At 47.6% G+C, this 14,056-nt stretch carries 13 protein-coding genes; 4 read left to right on the forward strand and 9 right to left on the reverse strand.

Features of this window, described 5'->3' with window-relative positions; genetic code table 11:
- Nucleotides 1-15: 15 nt before the first annotated feature.
- Together ACN0TT_RS14155 and ACN0TT_RS14160 are read left to right on the forward strand one after the other, a co-directional pair.
- Nucleotides 16-705 (forward strand): hypothetical protein, encoded by a 690-nt coding sequence (locus tag ACN0TT_RS14155; protein WP_417762799.1) that lies wholly within the window; start codon nucleotides 16-18, stop codon nucleotides 703-705.
- A gap of 152 nt (nucleotides 706-857) precedes the next feature.
- Nucleotides 858-2,012 carry a hypothetical protein gene (locus ACN0TT_RS14160; protein WP_417762800.1) on the forward strand — a complete coding sequence of 385 codons (1,155 nt, stop codon included), beginning with the start codon at nucleotides 858-860 and terminating at the stop codon, nucleotides 2,010-2,012.
- 146 nt (nucleotides 2,013-2,158) lie between these two features.
- On the opposite strand, the gene ACN0TT_RS14165 is transcribed toward ACN0TT_RS14160, so the two are convergent.
- Both ACN0TT_RS14165 and ACN0TT_RS14170 read right to left on the reverse strand, forming a co-directional pair.
- Nucleotides 2,159-4,315 carry a M3 family metallopeptidase gene (locus tag ACN0TT_RS14165; protein ID WP_417762801.1) on the reverse strand — a complete coding sequence of 719 codons (2,157 nt, stop codon included), beginning with the start codon at nucleotides 4,313-4,315 and terminating at the stop codon, nucleotides 2,159-2,161.
- A gap of 343 nt (nucleotides 4,316-4,658) precedes the next feature.
- The gene (locus tag ACN0TT_RS14170) at nucleotides 4,659-6,530 is read right to left on the reverse strand and encodes a methyl-accepting chemotaxis protein (protein WP_417762802.1); all 1,872 of its coding nucleotides are present in this window, start codon (nucleotides 6,528-6,530) and stop codon (nucleotides 4,659-4,661) included.
- 452 nt (nucleotides 6,531-6,982) lie between these two features.
- Between ACN0TT_RS14170 and ACN0TT_RS14175 the strand changes: the two genes are divergently transcribed.
- Entirely contained in the window at nucleotides 6,983-8,638 is a 1,656-nt protein-coding gene (locus ACN0TT_RS14175; protein WP_417762803.1) for a dipeptidyl-peptidase 3 family protein, read from the forward strand.
- A 161-nt stretch (nucleotides 8,639-8,799) separates the two neighbouring features.
- On the opposite strand, the gene ACN0TT_RS14180 is transcribed toward ACN0TT_RS14175, so the two are convergent.
- The 3 genes from ACN0TT_RS14180 to ACN0TT_RS14190 form a co-directional block, all read right to left on the reverse strand.
- A complete protein-coding gene (locus tag ACN0TT_RS14180; RefSeq protein ID WP_417762804.1) occupies nucleotides 8,800-9,267 on the reverse strand; it encodes an EVE domain-containing protein in 468 nt (155 codons plus the stop codon).
- Nucleotides 9,268-9,534: 267 nt separating this feature from the next.
- Complete coding sequence (locus ACN0TT_RS14185; protein WP_417762805.1) at nucleotides 9,535-9,870, reverse strand: hypothetical protein; 336 nt, start codon at nucleotides 9,868-9,870, stop codon at nucleotides 9,535-9,537.
- Between the two features lie 349 nt (nucleotides 9,871-10,219).
- Entirely contained in the window at nucleotides 10,220-10,636 is a 417-nt protein-coding gene (locus ACN0TT_RS14190; protein WP_417762806.1) for a YccF domain-containing protein, read from the reverse strand.
- A gap of 402 nt (nucleotides 10,637-11,038) precedes the next feature.
- On the opposite strand from ACN0TT_RS14190, the gene ACN0TT_RS14195 reads away from it, so the two are divergent.
- Nucleotides 11,039-11,956 carry a 1-aminocyclopropane-1-carboxylate deaminase/D-cysteine desulfhydrase gene (locus tag ACN0TT_RS14195; RefSeq protein ID WP_417762807.1) on the forward strand — a complete coding sequence of 306 codons (918 nt, stop codon included), beginning with the start codon at nucleotides 11,039-11,041 and terminating at the stop codon, nucleotides 11,954-11,956.
- Here the strand turns inward: ACN0TT_RS14195 and ACN0TT_RS14200 are convergent.
- The 4 genes from ACN0TT_RS14200 to ACN0TT_RS14215 form a co-directional block, all read right to left on the reverse strand.
- Nucleotides 11,946-12,221 (reverse strand): hypothetical protein, encoded by a 276-nt coding sequence (locus ACN0TT_RS14200; RefSeq protein WP_417762808.1) that lies wholly within the window; start codon nucleotides 12,219-12,221, stop codon nucleotides 11,946-11,948. The two genes, ACN0TT_RS14195 and ACN0TT_RS14200, sit on opposite strands and share 11 nt — an antisense overlap.
- 178 nt (nucleotides 12,222-12,399) lie before the next feature.
- A complete protein-coding gene (locus ACN0TT_RS14205) occupies nucleotides 12,400-12,573 on the reverse strand; it encodes a hypothetical protein (protein ID WP_417762809.1) in 174 nt (57 codons plus the stop codon).
- A gap of 233 nt (nucleotides 12,574-12,806) precedes the next feature.
- Nucleotides 12,807-13,463 carry a ChrR family anti-sigma-E factor gene (locus tag ACN0TT_RS14210; RefSeq protein ID WP_417762810.1) on the reverse strand — a complete coding sequence of 219 codons (657 nt, stop codon included), beginning with the start codon at nucleotides 13,461-13,463 and terminating at the stop codon, nucleotides 12,807-12,809.
- On the reverse strand, nucleotides 13,456-14,043 hold the full coding sequence (locus tag ACN0TT_RS14215; RefSeq protein WP_417762840.1) for a sigma-70 family RNA polymerase sigma factor: 588 nt from the start codon (nucleotides 14,041-14,043) through the stop codon (nucleotides 13,456-13,458). The genes ACN0TT_RS14210 and ACN0TT_RS14215 overlap by 8 nt, the downstream gene beginning before the upstream one ends.
- Between the last annotated feature and the right edge of the window lie 13 nt (nucleotides 14,044-14,056).

The raw sequence follows: 14,056 nt of genomic DNA on the forward strand, positions 1-14,056 counted from the left end.
TAAGGAATTACGCAAATGAAAGATTGCAGCGGCATTTTGCAAGACTACGAGCCATTAAGCTTTGCTAATGTGGATTGCGTGCTAACCGATGATCCTGCCAGTGGCGAAGAGATCGGCATACTGAGCGGTTATCACTTTTACTGGCAAGGGCAGGATGACGACGAGCTTTATGCGGGCGATACCACTGTGGCGATTGCGCCTAACGAACAGGTAAACAGCAAAACCAAAGCGCTGTTACTGCATCAGTTAGCCGGTGACCCATTACGTCTCCCTGACGTTAGCAGTTGTAATCGCAATGGCATGCTTATCACTGCTGATTTAGCCGAAGCGCTAACATTTGATGCCGGGCTTGGCGTGACCTGTTCACCGGCCAATTTGACCGATGCAATGGGCGCAGCACGTAGCGGCTATAGCGTGTTGACGTTTCATAAAGCGCTCACACCAACGCGGTTCGACTACCGCTTTGCCGAGGTGCCAGTCGAGCAGCGGCAGCTGGTTCACTTAACGATGAACTCGGGTAAAACCGTGTGCTTTATCCATAAAACGCTGCAACAAACTTGGCTTGATGCGGGAGTGACTGGGTTCTCCAGTGATATTGATGAGCAATATTTGGAGCTGGCGCACTTAACTAAGCAGAAATTCCTGTTTGAACTGTATCCAGAAAAATATTATCGCTCTTTGCAGGCTTACCAAGCCAACGAGTGAGTAACCGCCAAGGGATAGCATTAACGCTATCCCTTTTACATTGCAGATACGGCAGCGGATTGTGCACGGTGTGTGAACATCGCTGTCAGCGCAGAATAATTTCCTATACTTGATTCAGCCCATAGTCCCGTGGGTGGTATAGGGAACCCGCAATGACGCAAGCATTTTCTCTCGCTTTAGCGCGCCAAATAGCACTGGCGCAGGATTTTACCCAACTGGATTTTGAACACTTACTGCGACACATCAGCGATGATCAGCAGCTTAAACTGTTTGCCCCTGACGGCGTGTGTCAAATCGACCCTCGCAATGGCAATTTGGTGGTGTATAACTCCGCCCGTGCGAAACGACCGCAAACTACCGCTGTCGCGCCTGTTGTTGCGGATAACAAACCGTGCCCAATATGCGAGGGCAACAGTGCCGATATTCTCGACATTGCCGAACAAAGCGAAGGTTTTACCTTTATCAGCAAAAACCTGTACCCGATTTTTCATCCCATCGAATATGTACCGCAGGAGTTGCCGGATTATTTTCAGCATCAAGACCCGTACCACCATGGACGCGCATCCTACGGTTTCCATCTATTACAGTGGACGTCATCGCTGCATGACCGTGACTGGCACAATCTGCCATTAGCCGATGCGCGGATCTGCTTACAACGCTTGGCCGCAGTGGAATCTTCCTTGCTGCATCAACCCACTGATTTTATGGCGCAATCGGGCCAGCAGATTGGAGAGCGGCAGGTGAGTGGCTATGTCTCGATTATCAAAAACTACGGCAGTAGCGCTGGCGCCTCGCTAAGCCATGGTCACCAACAAATTGCCTACAGCAATATTTTACCGCAGCACTTTTTTAATAATTTGTGTTTTCGTAAACGCCATGAACGCTCATTTAGCCGGTTTATGATTGAGGAAAACCCCAAAGAGTTACTGATTAAAGATTACGGTGCAGTGCAACTCATGGTGCCGTACTTTATGAAACGTCCGTTAGATATGCTGCTGATTTTTAAAGACAGCAACAAACGTTATCTGCACCAACTGGATAACGAGGAACTGACTCAGCTCGCGCGCGGTATTCAGCAGGCGATTTGCGCCATTATCACCATGATGACGCAAATGGGCTTAATGCCCGCCTATAACATGATCATCAACAACGGCCCCGGCTGCGGCTTGTACGTGGAGTTTTTGCCGAAAACCCAATTGATGGGGGGCTATGAGCAGATTGGTTTGTATGTGTGTCAGGCCAACCCCTATGAGATTGCCAAGTCGGTTAGGCAACACATCACCACGGAAACAGTGGCTGTGATCTGACAGCGCTAGCGCGTAGTCTCGACAACCAAGTTAGTGGAATGCCCAAAGATCAGCGCATAGCCTTTAGGAACAAAAAAACGCTGGCCCCATCGGACGCCAGCGTTTTGCTATCTCAATCTGTCAACGATTGCTTATTTTGTGTTGCGTTACAGCAAGCCGCGGCTTTCCAGCAGCGGTTTGATGTCAGCATCTTTACCACGAAAATCGCGGTACATCTGCATCGGATCGCGGCTGCCACCTTTCGACAATAGCTTGTAGCGAAACGCGTCAGCGGTGGCTTTATCGAAAATGCCATGTTCTTTAAAGGCTTCGAACGCGTCGGCACCGAGAATATCCGCCCAAATGTAAGAGTAGTAACCCGCTGAGTAACCACTAGAGAAGATGTGGCCGAAGTAGGTACTGCGATAACGTGGCGGTATTTCGTCAATTAAGCCCATTTTTTTCAGCGATGCTTGTTCGAACTTGGCGGCATCACGCAACTTAGTGTCAGTGAGGCTGTGCCAGTCTAAATCGAGTTTAGTGGCGGCTAAGTATTCCACGGTATTAAAGCCTTGGTTGAACTTACCTGCGGCCAGTGCTTTATCAACCAACGCTTGTGGAATGACTTCGCCGGTATCGACGTGGTGGGCAAATTGCGCCAGCACTTCGGGTTGGGTCATCCAGTTTTCGTTAACCTGTGACGGAAACTCCACGTAATCGGTCGGCACTGCAGTGCCCGCTTGTGAGGTGTATTGCACGTTGGACAACATGTGGTGCAGTGCGTGACCAAATTCATGGAAGACGGTGCTGGCTTCGTCAAAAGTCAGCAGTGTCGGCTTGCCATCAATCGGTGCGGCGAGGTTAAGCACGTTGACCACGATTGGTGGTACCCGTTGACCGTCTTTCATCTGCTGTTTGCGGTATGGGCTGGCCCATGCGCCACTGCGCTTGTTGTCGCGGACGAAGTAGTCACCCATAAAGATGCCTAACACGCTGCCATCTTTATCGTGTACCTCAAACGTGCGCACATCTGGATGGTACTTTGGCAGATCATCACGTTCGACAAAAGTTAGGCCGTACAAGCGGTTAGCTGTGTAGAACATGCCCTTGATGGTGTTATTTAGTGAGAAATACGGCTTGGTTTGTTGCTCGTCAAAATCGTATTTTTCGGCGCGAACTTTGTTGGCGTAATAGCGCCAGTCCCACGCTTTTAATTTGAAATGGTTATCGCTGCTATCAATCATCGCCTGCATTTGTGCCCTTTCATCTTTGGCTTTGGCTAATGCGGCTGGCCACAGTTTATCTAGCAGGTCGTAAACGTTTTCTGGCTTCTTGGCGGTGCGTTGTTCCATCACGTAATCGGCATGGCTGCGATAGCCGAGCAGGTGGGCGCGTTCGACGCGCATTGAGGCTATTTTTGCCAACAGCTTTTTGTTGTCGTGCTCGTCGTCGTGATCGGCTTGCGTGGTGTACGCCTGATACATCTGCTGGCGCAACTCGCGGTTGTCAGCATAAGTCATAAACGGAATATATGACGGCTTTTGAATGGTAAACACCCACTTACCCTCAAGCCCTTTACTGCGGGCGGTGGCTGTGGCAGTGGCGATAATATCGTCCGGTAAACCTGCCAAATCGGCCTTGTTATCAATCACTAATTTGAATTTGTTGGTGTCCGCTAAAATGTTTTCGCGGAATGTCAAACTCAACTCGCTGATCGCTTTATTGATGCCGCGGAATTTCTCTTTGTCTTGCTGATTCAGGTTGGCACCGCCACGGCTAAAGCTCAGATAGGTGTCTTCTAGCAAGCGTTGCTGTGCTTCGTTGAGCTTGAGCGTCTCGCGCTGGTCATACACGGCTTTGACGCGCTGAAACAACTTGTCGTTCAGATAAATATCATCGCGCGCGCTGGAGAGAATCGGTGCTAGCTCTTTAGATAATGCGGTAATTGCTGGCGTTGGGTTAGCGGAACGTTGACCGTAAAACACCAACGAGACTTTTTGCAGCAGTGGTGCGGCATTTTCCATCGCTAAAATGGTGTTGTAGAACGACGCTGGCGCGCGGTTTTCTAGAACAGCGTTAATGTTTAAACGCTGCTCTTCAATACCACGCTGAAATGCTGGCAGGTAGTCACTGGTTTGAATACGGGCAAAGTCGGGGATGTCAAGATAAGTGCCCCAAGGATGAAAAAATGGATTCACACGGACGAGCCCAGGGCGCTCGGCGGTCATGCTTTGTTGTTTGTCCGCGGCATGGGTTGGCAGCACTGTCGCACATCCGAGTGCAAGCAGAATGCTGGTGGCAAAAAGGGGATAGCTGGCTTTCATTCGTTCCTCGTTTCGATAGCGCAATGGCAGCACATACTTAACATGTCGGCCTTGCCGCTGACGAGCATTGCTGCGTTAAAGTTGTAACAAGGTTTTTACTTTGGCGGAACCAGTGGGCTGGTGTTAGTTTTCGGCAACTTAGGCTATTGAATGTTCAAATACCGTCTGCTTGCCGTTGCTCAGAGGTGCGATATTTATCTGCGTGCTCAACTTTGGTACGTTCAACGGGATTAATTGATTAACGGTTATGATCGTGCTTGGTTGGTAGCATGATCAACCGTCAAAATATAAAAAAGCGGTTGTGGTGAAAACCCCACAACCGCTTTTTTTAAACGGTTTGTCGTTACACGCGGAAACCCGATACCGCTTTTTGCATCTCTTTGCTCAAGCCAGCCAACTCTTGGCTAGATTGGGCCGTTTGAATGTTAGCAGCGGCAGTTTGTTCGGTGTCTTCACGTACGTGCATAATGTTGCGGTTGATCTCTTCTGCCACGCTGTTTTGTTCTTCAGCGGCAGTAGCGATCTGTTGCTCCATATCGCGAATTTCACTGGTCAAGTTAGTGATGTTGGCTAACGCCCCGCCAACGCTCTCAATCAGTTCTACCAGCTTGTTTGTCGTGGCTTCACTGTTGTTCACTTGTTTCGCTGCTGTACCAGCCTCTTGTTGCAGACGGACAATCAACTGCTCAATCTCAGTGGTGGATTCTTGTGTACGTTGTGCAAGGTTACGTACTTCGTCAGCAACTACCGCAAAACCACGGCCTGATTCGCCCGCCCGCGCGGCTTCAATGGCGGCGTTAAGTGCCAGCAGATTGGTTTGCTCTGCCACACTTTTAATCACATCCATGATAGTTCCGATGTGGTTCGAGCTTTCTACCACGGCACTCATTGACGCAGAAGACTGCAGCATCTCTTTGCTTAGGTCTTGCACCTGCGCCACAGTATCAAGTACCACTTGGTTCGCTTTGGTGGTTTCGTCATCGGCTCGGCGTACAGCATCAACGGCGTATTCGGTGTTACGAGCCACTTCAGCTACGGTCAGCGTCATTTGGTGCATGGCGGTAGCCACTTGCTCGGTATCTTGTTTCTGACGGTTGGAGCTCGCACTGGTTTGTTCGGTCACGGCCGACAAATCGGTGGCAGATGATGACACCTGATGAGCACTGTTTTGAATGCGACTGACCACATCGCGCAGGTTATCGCGCATGGTGTCCATAGCATCCAGCAACTGACCAAATTCATCTTTGCGTGGGTTGATGTGGGTTTTAGTTAAATCGCCAGAGCTGATGCGTCTCGCTAGGTTCAGCGACTCATTCAGTGGGCCAATTAAGCGGCTGGTAATCATGGTGGTGGCCATAATACCGATAATGACCGAAATGGCTAAGGCACTTACTACGGCGATATAAACGCGCTCAGTGACTTGATCACGACGGTTTTGCAGCTCATCAGCCAGTTGGGTGCCAACATCTAACAAACGTTGTGCTTGGCCGCTCAAGGTTTCTTGATCGTCTTTGAGCATGTCACGAATGTCGTGCACGTCGGTGACTTTGTCCAAGTAATCCTCAAACGCGCCTTGCTCCTCTTCCAACGCAGCTACATGGTCTTCGTTGGTTAACATGCCGTGCAGTTGCTCGTAACTGGTATTGTATTGCTCAACGGCAGCATCAACCGACTGTTGTGAGACGTCTATCACCGCCATTGATGCCAACAGATAACGTGCTTGATAAAAGTCACGAGCAACGGTCAGATTGGCTGTGTGGATTTCGGCAGACTCATTAGCCAGTATGGTATCAAGGTTGTGTACGGCTTGATTAGCTCGTTGCACATCTTTGACTAAGCCAGCTTCGGTTTTCTGTTTTTCTTGTACGCCATCGCGTACATCGCCAAACAGCAATTTATAGTCTTCAATCATTTTTAGATTTTCGACCATCATTTCGCTTAGCGCTTCATCGTTGATGCTGTCTTTGGTTTCGTTGATCATGCCCACAGCGGTTTCTAAGCGAGCGAGTGACTTGTCAGCGTATTTGAAGTCAAAACTGCTAACGAACTCTCGACCTGCGCCATCCGCCTCGGTGATCATCTGGCTAAATTTAGACACCATTTCCTGTTGGCGACTATGTGCCTCAATCGTTGAAATTGCCCAGATTGCAATACCGCCCACAAGCAAGGTCAACACGAGTACGGCGCCAAAGCCCAGACCAAGTTTGTATTTCATTGCTAAATCGCGTAGCACTTTCGCCTCCCTGACAGTTCGTTCGAAGCTGAAAAATTAATATGATGTTGTGTTGTTGAAATTTTTGTAACCGTAGCAGGATATTGGATCTTGCAAGTGATCGGAACGCGCTATTTCGGTTAAAGGCGTATTATGCCTGCTGAATGCGGAAAAAAACGCCGTAATTTACAATTGCATACAAGTATTATCATTTTTAACTCGTTGTTGACGGTTATTTGTATAAAAATTCACCAAATATTGAAATGTTAATTCACATCGGTCATGGCGTTGGCCATTAAACTTGGTTAATCGAGCGGGATGTGACTGGACAGCAGACAGTGGCTTCTCAATAATGAGGCGCTGCGATGTGACTCTGGGTCACATCTTTACCATTATAAGAACGTAGAAACGACTGTGGCGGAAACCTTAAGGTGCCGTTATTAAGGAAGTTATCCATGAAAAAATCGCTTATTTCTCTCACGCTGGCGGGATTGCTGGCGCTGCCGAGCGCTATGACGCTCGCCGAACCCACCACCGAAAATTACAACCTGCAACTGCAGCGCGATAAAATTGTGCCAGTGACCATGCCTGTAAAAACGGCATTTCTCAGCGGGGAAGAAAAACAGGTCGTCAACAAACTCATTCAAGCTGCAAAATTGATGAGTGAAATCTATCTGCGTCAGGTGAACGAAAAAAACCCGCAGATCCGCCAAAAAATTGCAGCGTCTGATGCGGAAAACAAAGACCTGCTGTTAAATATGTTTGATGAGCATTTTGGTCCGTGGGATAGCTTAGCGGCAGGTCGTCCTTTCTATGGCGACAAAGAAAATCCAGCAGGTGCGGGGTTCTATCCGCAAGACATCACCAAACAAGAATTTAATGATTGGATTGCCAAGCATCCACAAGACAAGGCGGCTTTCACTAGCTTATATACAGTGATCCGTCGTGATGGCGATAAGCTGGTCGCTATTCCTTATTCTAAGTACTATGCCAAATGGTTAGAGCCGGCGGCTAAATTATTGGAAGACGCGGCAGCAATTACCACGAACCCAAGCCTGAAAAAGTTCTTAGTGTTACGTGCCCATGCGTTCCGCACCGATGATTACTTTGCGTCTGAAATCGCGTGGATGGATCTAAAAGACACACCTATCGAAGTGGCGATTGGCCCGTACGAAAACTACACCGATGGCTTATTTGGCTATAAAACCGCGTTCGAAGCCTTTGTGACTATCAAAGATCCAGAAGCGTCAGCCAAGCTTGACCGTTTCAAAAAGTATCTGCGTGATATGGAAGCGAACCTGCCAGTAGACGATAGTTACAAAAACTTTAAGCGTGGCTTCGAATCACCAATCGCAGTAGCGGATCAAATTCAAGGCGGTGGCGATAACGTTCCCGGTGTACAAACTATTGCGTTTAACTTGCCGAACGATGAAAAAGTGCGTGAAGCCAAAGGCGCTAAAAAGGTACTGTTAAACAATGTGATGGCGGCCAAATTTGAACGCATTATGAAACCAATGGCGCAACATATTCTGATCCCAGAGCAAGCGAAGTTACTCGATCAGCAATATTTTGGTTATGAAACGCTATTCCATGAGTTATCGCACTCGTTAGGCCCTGGTTCCATCGTTAAAGATGGCAAACCTACGACCGTAGCGGCTGAGTTACAGGAGTTGTACTCCGGCCTAGAAGAAGGCAAAGCCGATGTTATGGGCGCCTATAACATTCTGTTCTTGATGAAAAAAGGTGAACTGCCTGTTGCTGAGAAAAACAACTTGTTGGCAACCTATGCGGCTGGCTTGTTCCGCTCTATGCGCTTTGGTGTGCATGAAGCACATGGTATCGGCGCGGCATTCCAATATAGCTACTACGTCGATAAAGGTGCTTTGACTCGCCAAGCTGATGGTTTGTACAAAATTGACTTCAGTAAACTAGAGCAAGCGATTACTGACCTAGTACATGACGTAGTCGTGGTACAGGGTGACGGTAACTATGATGAAGCTAAAGCCTTCTTAGCAAAATATGGTCACATTGATGATGGCGTGCGTGCTGTTAACGCCAGCCTAGGTGATGTACCAGTGGACATCCAGCCAATCTATCCAGACAAGATCTAACGCTTGTTAGCTCGGCTAGAAACAAAGCGGCGTATCTCTGAGAGAACGCCGTTTTTTCATGTATAAACGTTGGCAACCCACTGAGTATTGATGAAGTCACACGGCAACGGCTGTCGCACCATCACTGTGTTAGCACCGAGTATATCTCGCCGCTCAGTTTGCTATTGTGCTCCGCCTAGCGTGAGAATTCGTTGCCATTCGTCCTCAGTGACAGGCTGAATGCTGAGCCGATTGCCTTTTTGCACTAAGTACATTCGCTGCAGTTGTTCATCTTGCTTAATAAATCGCAGTGTCACTGGCGTAGCAAATTTGCGCTGAAATTGGATATCGACCCCGAGCCAGCGTGGCTTACTCGGATCGGATTTCGCATCAAAGTAGGGTGACTGTGGATCAAATGCGGTGTTATCGGTTTGTGCTTCGCTCACCACTATCGCGGTACCCACCACGGCGGGGACTGCACAACTTGAGTGATAAAACAGAATCAGATCGTCAGGTTGCAGCTCATCACGGATGAAATTGCGCGCTTGATAGTTGCGAATGCCAAACCAAAACGTGGTTTGCTTATCACTGGCAGCCAGATCATCTATCGAAAAGTCATCCGGCTCAGATTTAAACAGCCAATATTTCACTGCATACCTCTATTTTGTCAGCTAATTACGATTAATAGCATACGGAGTTATTGGTTTTTCACAAGTAAATGGGCAAAGCAAGCGGCAAACCAACACTGAATAAATGAACAAAACTGTGCTGAAAGTTATTTATGTAATTATATTACAAAATGAGTTGGGTAAAATGACGGTTTTTAGCTGCGGCGATACTGGCTGATAGGAGGGTTATCTTTATGAAAAGCAATAAAAAAGGCTCCATATAGGAGCCTTTTCTGTGGTCAGCATTGCTTATTTGCCACAGGTGTCGCTAGCAACGTTCACTTTAGCAATTAAGTAACCAGCTTGGTTAAAGTAGTTGTAAGTAACACCTTTAGCCAGCGCTTCTGGAGCCAAGTTAGCGCATGCGCTAGCTGTGGTATTCTCGGTCAGCTCTTTCTGCTTAACGTCAGTAGTGATGTAGTATTCCACACCTTTTGGAGTATACTGAGCGCGAGTTAGAACGCCGGTGTCCAGGGTTAATGGGAGTTGCAGTGACTCAACGTTAGATTGCAGGGAATCAGCAACAACACTTGCTGAACCCAGAGCTGCTAACATGGCGATGCCTGCTACAGTTAATTTTTTCATGGTTTCTTCCCTCGGTAATTTTAATATTTGAATTCTTGTCCACGACCTGTTCTGTTTGGTCGTTTCTGAAAGTTAATTACATAATAAACTTGTTTTCGGCCTATGTGGTATGACCAGTTGGCTTATTAGACCTTTTTCTAGTGGAAAAGCTGTAAGTTACTGAAAATAATCTGATTAAAATTTGATCAATTTTTGGGGCGAAGTGATCGAAGATGGGTATTCTGCATTTGTGTGATAGTGGTCACGCGGGGATAATCTGAAATTTACTTACATTTTAACAAGTTAGATCTGCAAAGCATAAACAAAACAGTAATGAGGTATATAAGCTATACCTCATTAATTCGAGAAATTAAGCACTTGCGCGACTGTTTACGATAGTTTTACCAATCGGTGTCAGGCTCAGCAGCGCCAGTTTGATGTGTTGGATGCCAAACGGAATACCGATGATGGTGACGAAACATCCCACGGCGTGTACCAAGTGGCCGATAGCCAACCAAATACCAAACAGCAAGAACCACACTACATTACCCATAAAGCCTAATGGCCCTGTGCCGATATCTTCGCGGCCATAAAGTTCGTTGCGGCTCACGTGCTCTTGACCGAATGGCCAAAATGCGAGTTCGCCAATAACAAAACACGCGCGGCCGAACGGGATGCCGATAATACTGATAAAACATAGTAGGCCGACTAACCACCATGCAAGTCCCATCACTAAACCACCAAGTAAAAACCACGCAATATTGAATATAAGGCGTAAGGCTGACATGTAATGCTCCATCAAATAAATGTTTGATAGGACAATGCGGGATTTGTGCCAAAGTTAAAAATTATTATATATCAAGTGGATGGGGGGGGTTGAATGGCGAATCGTGCTTGAATTAGCATTTTTAGCCAATAGTTGAAGGATTACACCCCTTGCGAGGGATGATCATGGCGCCGCTATTTGTCGATATTCTGCGATGAAGCCTCTTCTTAACCATTCATTCCACTGTCGCCACATTCAAAGGACCGTTATCGCTATTGGTGGGTAACTGTGGCCAATCCTATGGCACACTAGCAACCTTTAGCGGCGTTATATAGCAGCAGCGTGTTATGAGAAACAGTGAATACTTGTTCGCATGGCACTTAGCTCGCTACAATCGGCGGCACCTTAACTGCTATGTATTGAATGATGAAGTTGTCGCAAACGCCTGTCGAATGCCATCAGATTGATAATGTGTCGCTATTTATAAAGCGGGATGATCTGTTGCATCCGGCTTTTTCTGGCAATAAAGCACGTAAGTTTGCCTATTACTTACAGCAGCCCTTTAGCCATATTAAGCGGGTGCTGGGACATGGCTCGGTACAAGCGAACTCTTTGTATTCGTTAGCAAGCTTGGCACAGCTACGAGGCTGGCAGCTTGATTATTACGTTAATCACATTCCTCAGAGTCTGCGTGACCAGCCATTGGGCAATTATGCGGCAGCATTAGCCGCTGGCGCGAATATTATTGATACCGCTGGTAAAAACGGCGAGGAAGTGGAGCCGATGTTGGCGCATCTGGCCGCACAGCATGAAGACACCTTGTTTATTCCAGAAGGTGGACGTGCACTTGAGGCGGAATTTGGCGTCCAGCAACTGGCGGCGGAGATTGCCACGTGGTGGCGTAGCCAGCAACTTGAGCAACTGGTGGTATTTTTACCCGCGGGAACGGGCACCACCGCACTGTTTTTACAAAAGTCATTTTGTGAGATGCAGCTACCGATCATCGTAATGACTTGCGCAGTAGTGGGCGGCGATGATTATCTGCGTAAGCAGTTCTATCAGTTATGCGCCAATGTTCGTTATCACCCGACGATAGTGACGCCAGCGAAGCGCTATCATTTCGGCAAATGCTACCGTGAGTTTTTGATAGCTTGGCAGCAAATGAATCAAACCGGGATTGAATTTGAATTGCTGTATGATCCGCTCGGTTGGCTCTGTCTCAAATCGGTTGTCGCAGAGATAAGCTCACCGATCGTCTATATACATCAAGGTGGGATATTGGGAAATCAGAGCATGTTGCCGCGTTATCGCCGCAAATATCCTGAGTTATTTACTGGGTAATCAAGCCGTTTTTACAAAATAATCGGTGGGTGCGTCGTGCCAGTTTTTCTAACTGTTTTAGGTCGTCAAACCCAGGTGTGATGTCTTGCACCGCCGAGCGCCAATAACTGAGCTCGCTATCGAGCATCTCTAGCATTTTCTTTGGACAACCACAGCATTTGCCATGGCACATTGCCGCTTCAGCAATATTGAGCGGGATCTGTTGCTCGATGGTGCTGATCAGCCGTTGCATAGCTTGTTGGGTATTCGGTTTACGTTCAGTCATGGAGTTTTGCTGCAGCTTGCGGCAATCTCGGGTTTTGCCTATTTGGTCAGGCTTACTCCCGCGAGGGAATACTGCCTGAACCAAATTAGGATGCCCGATTGCTGCTTATGCTAGTCCAATCTGTAGGGTGTTCGGTACGATGGTAATGGTTGGGAGTACCGAATGGGCACGTGGGTTGTTACTTGTTGGCACTTACCAGCCACTTCATAAAATTCAGGGCTTCGGTGCGTTGAGAGAAGGTTTGCATCTTTTTGCCTTTTTTGTCAGTAAAGGCAATTGAGTTTTTATTGATAGAAATTGAATCTACAGGGAAGTTCACTGTAATTTCATGTCCGTTATTTTTGTATGACATGAGCCACACTCCTTTTGTTATCGCGCTGTTTGGCGCACTTATTTTTAACTATAAGATATCCTTAGTTTTTCATGCTAAAGAAGCTTTTGGGTGAAAAGAAGCTATCACATTCATTTATTCCAAGCAAGCACTATATGCGTAACATGTGTATAAGCTGTATGCAATTGTTTCTTCACGGCGTACAGATCACCATAACTTTATGACATTGTTATTAATGTCTTGCGGTTATCATTTTAATAAATGGAATGTCCAAAAAGATTAAGCACTTGGCTCAAGCCTTTAGTGAAGTGTAACGGCGCATCGACGACCGTTAAACATAGGCAGCCTTGCTCGCTGTGAGGTGAGTGTTGATGTTGCCCATCGCGCAGTACAATGTCCCCTTGTTGGTAACGGCCATCTTCGTCAGCAAAGCTGCCTGCTAGCACCAATGTGAACTCTTGCCCTTGGTGGGTGTGGTGCTGGATTTTGCCACCTGCCTCCATATGTAACAAGCTGATTCTGGAGCCATCAACTTGTTCTAACTCAAAGCGCATGCGACTAATGGGGCCAAAGCGATGCCAAGGTTGTAACTTGGTATGTTGCAGTGCGCTGGGCAACCGATAGTTGCGGTTATTGATACAGACATAACGAGCGGTATGCTCTACAGCGGTAGCTGTTGGTGTCTGTTGAATGATGTCATGGCAGATATCATCAATTTTGGCGGGCGCCGTGTCAGTTGTGTGAGGCGCCGCAAACAGGGCAAAGGCTAACTCATCTTCCACATCCAGCAGTAATTGTTGGCAGTGGTCACAGAGCTCACAATGGGCGCTAATGGCGGTAGATAATGCGGCAGATAGCTCGCCAGCTGCATGTGCAGCGATCAGCTCAGCCGATGGATGGTGCTTAATCATGGTGCTTTTCCATATAACTGCGAAGTTTAGCTAAGGCAAGGCGTAAGCGCGATTTTACTGTACCTTCGGGAAGCCCCAACTCTTGTGCGAGTTGTTGATGGGTAAGTTCCCTGAGGTAGATGCCTTGGACTACTTGCTGTTGTTGTGTCGGCAAATTACCGAGATATTTCATTAACTGGTTTATCTGTTCGCGATTTGACAGCTGTTCAGTTACCGCTTCTCGGCTGTCTATCAGCGGCCAAATATCGTCACCTAAGCAATCTTCGCGGTTATGCTGCACCTTGCGTAGCATATCGAAGCATTGGTTGCGCATTACGGTGAACACCCAAGTGATTACTTGACCTTTGTCAGCATGGTATAGATGCGCTTTGGTCCAGACTGACGTCATGGTTTCTTGTAGCAAATCGCGGGCAAGACCGTGTGAGCGCAGTCGCTGTTGACCATAGGCGAGAATTTTAGGCGCAAACCAGTCGAACAGCTCAGTAAAGGCTGCTTTATCTTGATCTGTTGCCACCCGCTGCAGCAATTGATTCAGCCACTGCTGTTGCTGCGGTTCAACGCAGTCATTACTCGTCGTCATACTGTGGCCAGTG

Source organism: Shewanella sp. (genome assembly GCF_048265805.1).
Taxonomy (GTDB): Bacteria; Pseudomonadota; Gammaproteobacteria; order Enterobacterales; family Shewanellaceae; genus Shewanella.

What these genes read in the sequence shown, in the direction of transcription:
- ACN0TT_RS14155 (WP_417762799.1), top strand. Translation starts at nt 16, where the DNA reads ATGAAAGATTGCAGCGGCATTTTGCAAGACTACGAGCCATTAAGCTTT.
- ACN0TT_RS14195 (WP_417762807.1), top strand. Translation starts at nt 11,039, where the DNA reads ATGATGAAGTTGTCGCAAACGCCTGTCGAATGCCATCAGATTGATAAT.
- ACN0TT_RS14185 (WP_417762805.1), bottom strand. Translation starts at nt 9,870, where the DNA reads ATGAAAAAATTAACTGTAGCAGGCATCGCCATGTTAGCAGCTCTGGGT.
- ACN0TT_RS14175 (WP_417762803.1), top strand. Translation starts at nt 6,983, where the DNA reads ATGAAAAAATCGCTTATTTCTCTCACGCTGGCGGGATTGCTGGCGCTG.
- ACN0TT_RS14165 (WP_417762801.1), bottom strand. Translation starts at nt 4,315, where the DNA reads ATGAAAGCCAGCTATCCCCTTTTTGCCACCAGCATTCTGCTTGCACTC.
- ACN0TT_RS14210 (WP_417762810.1), bottom strand. Translation starts at nt 13,463, where the DNA reads ATGATTAAGCACCATCCATCGGCTGAGCTGATCGCTGCACATGCAGCT.
- ACN0TT_RS14170 (WP_417762802.1), bottom strand. Translation starts at nt 6,530, where the DNA reads ATGAAATACAAACTTGGTCTGGGCTTTGGCGCCGTACTCGTGTTGACC.
- ACN0TT_RS14190 (WP_417762806.1), bottom strand. Translation starts at nt 10,636, where the DNA reads ATGTCAGCCTTACGCCTTATATTCAATATTGCGTGGTTTTTACTTGGT.
- ACN0TT_RS14205 (WP_417762809.1), bottom strand. Translation starts at nt 12,573, where the DNA reads ATGTCATACAAAAATAACGGACATGAAATTACAGTGAACTTCCCTGTA.
- ACN0TT_RS14160 (WP_417762800.1), top strand. Translation starts at nt 858, where the DNA reads ATGACGCAAGCATTTTCTCTCGCTTTAGCGCGCCAAATAGCACTGGCG.
- ACN0TT_RS14200 (WP_417762808.1), bottom strand. Translation starts at nt 12,221, where the DNA reads ATGACTGAACGTAAACCGAATACCCAACAAGCTATGCAACGGCTGATC.
- ACN0TT_RS14215 (WP_417762840.1), bottom strand. Translation starts at nt 14,043, where the DNA reads ATGACGACGAGTAATGACTGCGTTGAACCGCAGCAACAGCAGTGGCTG.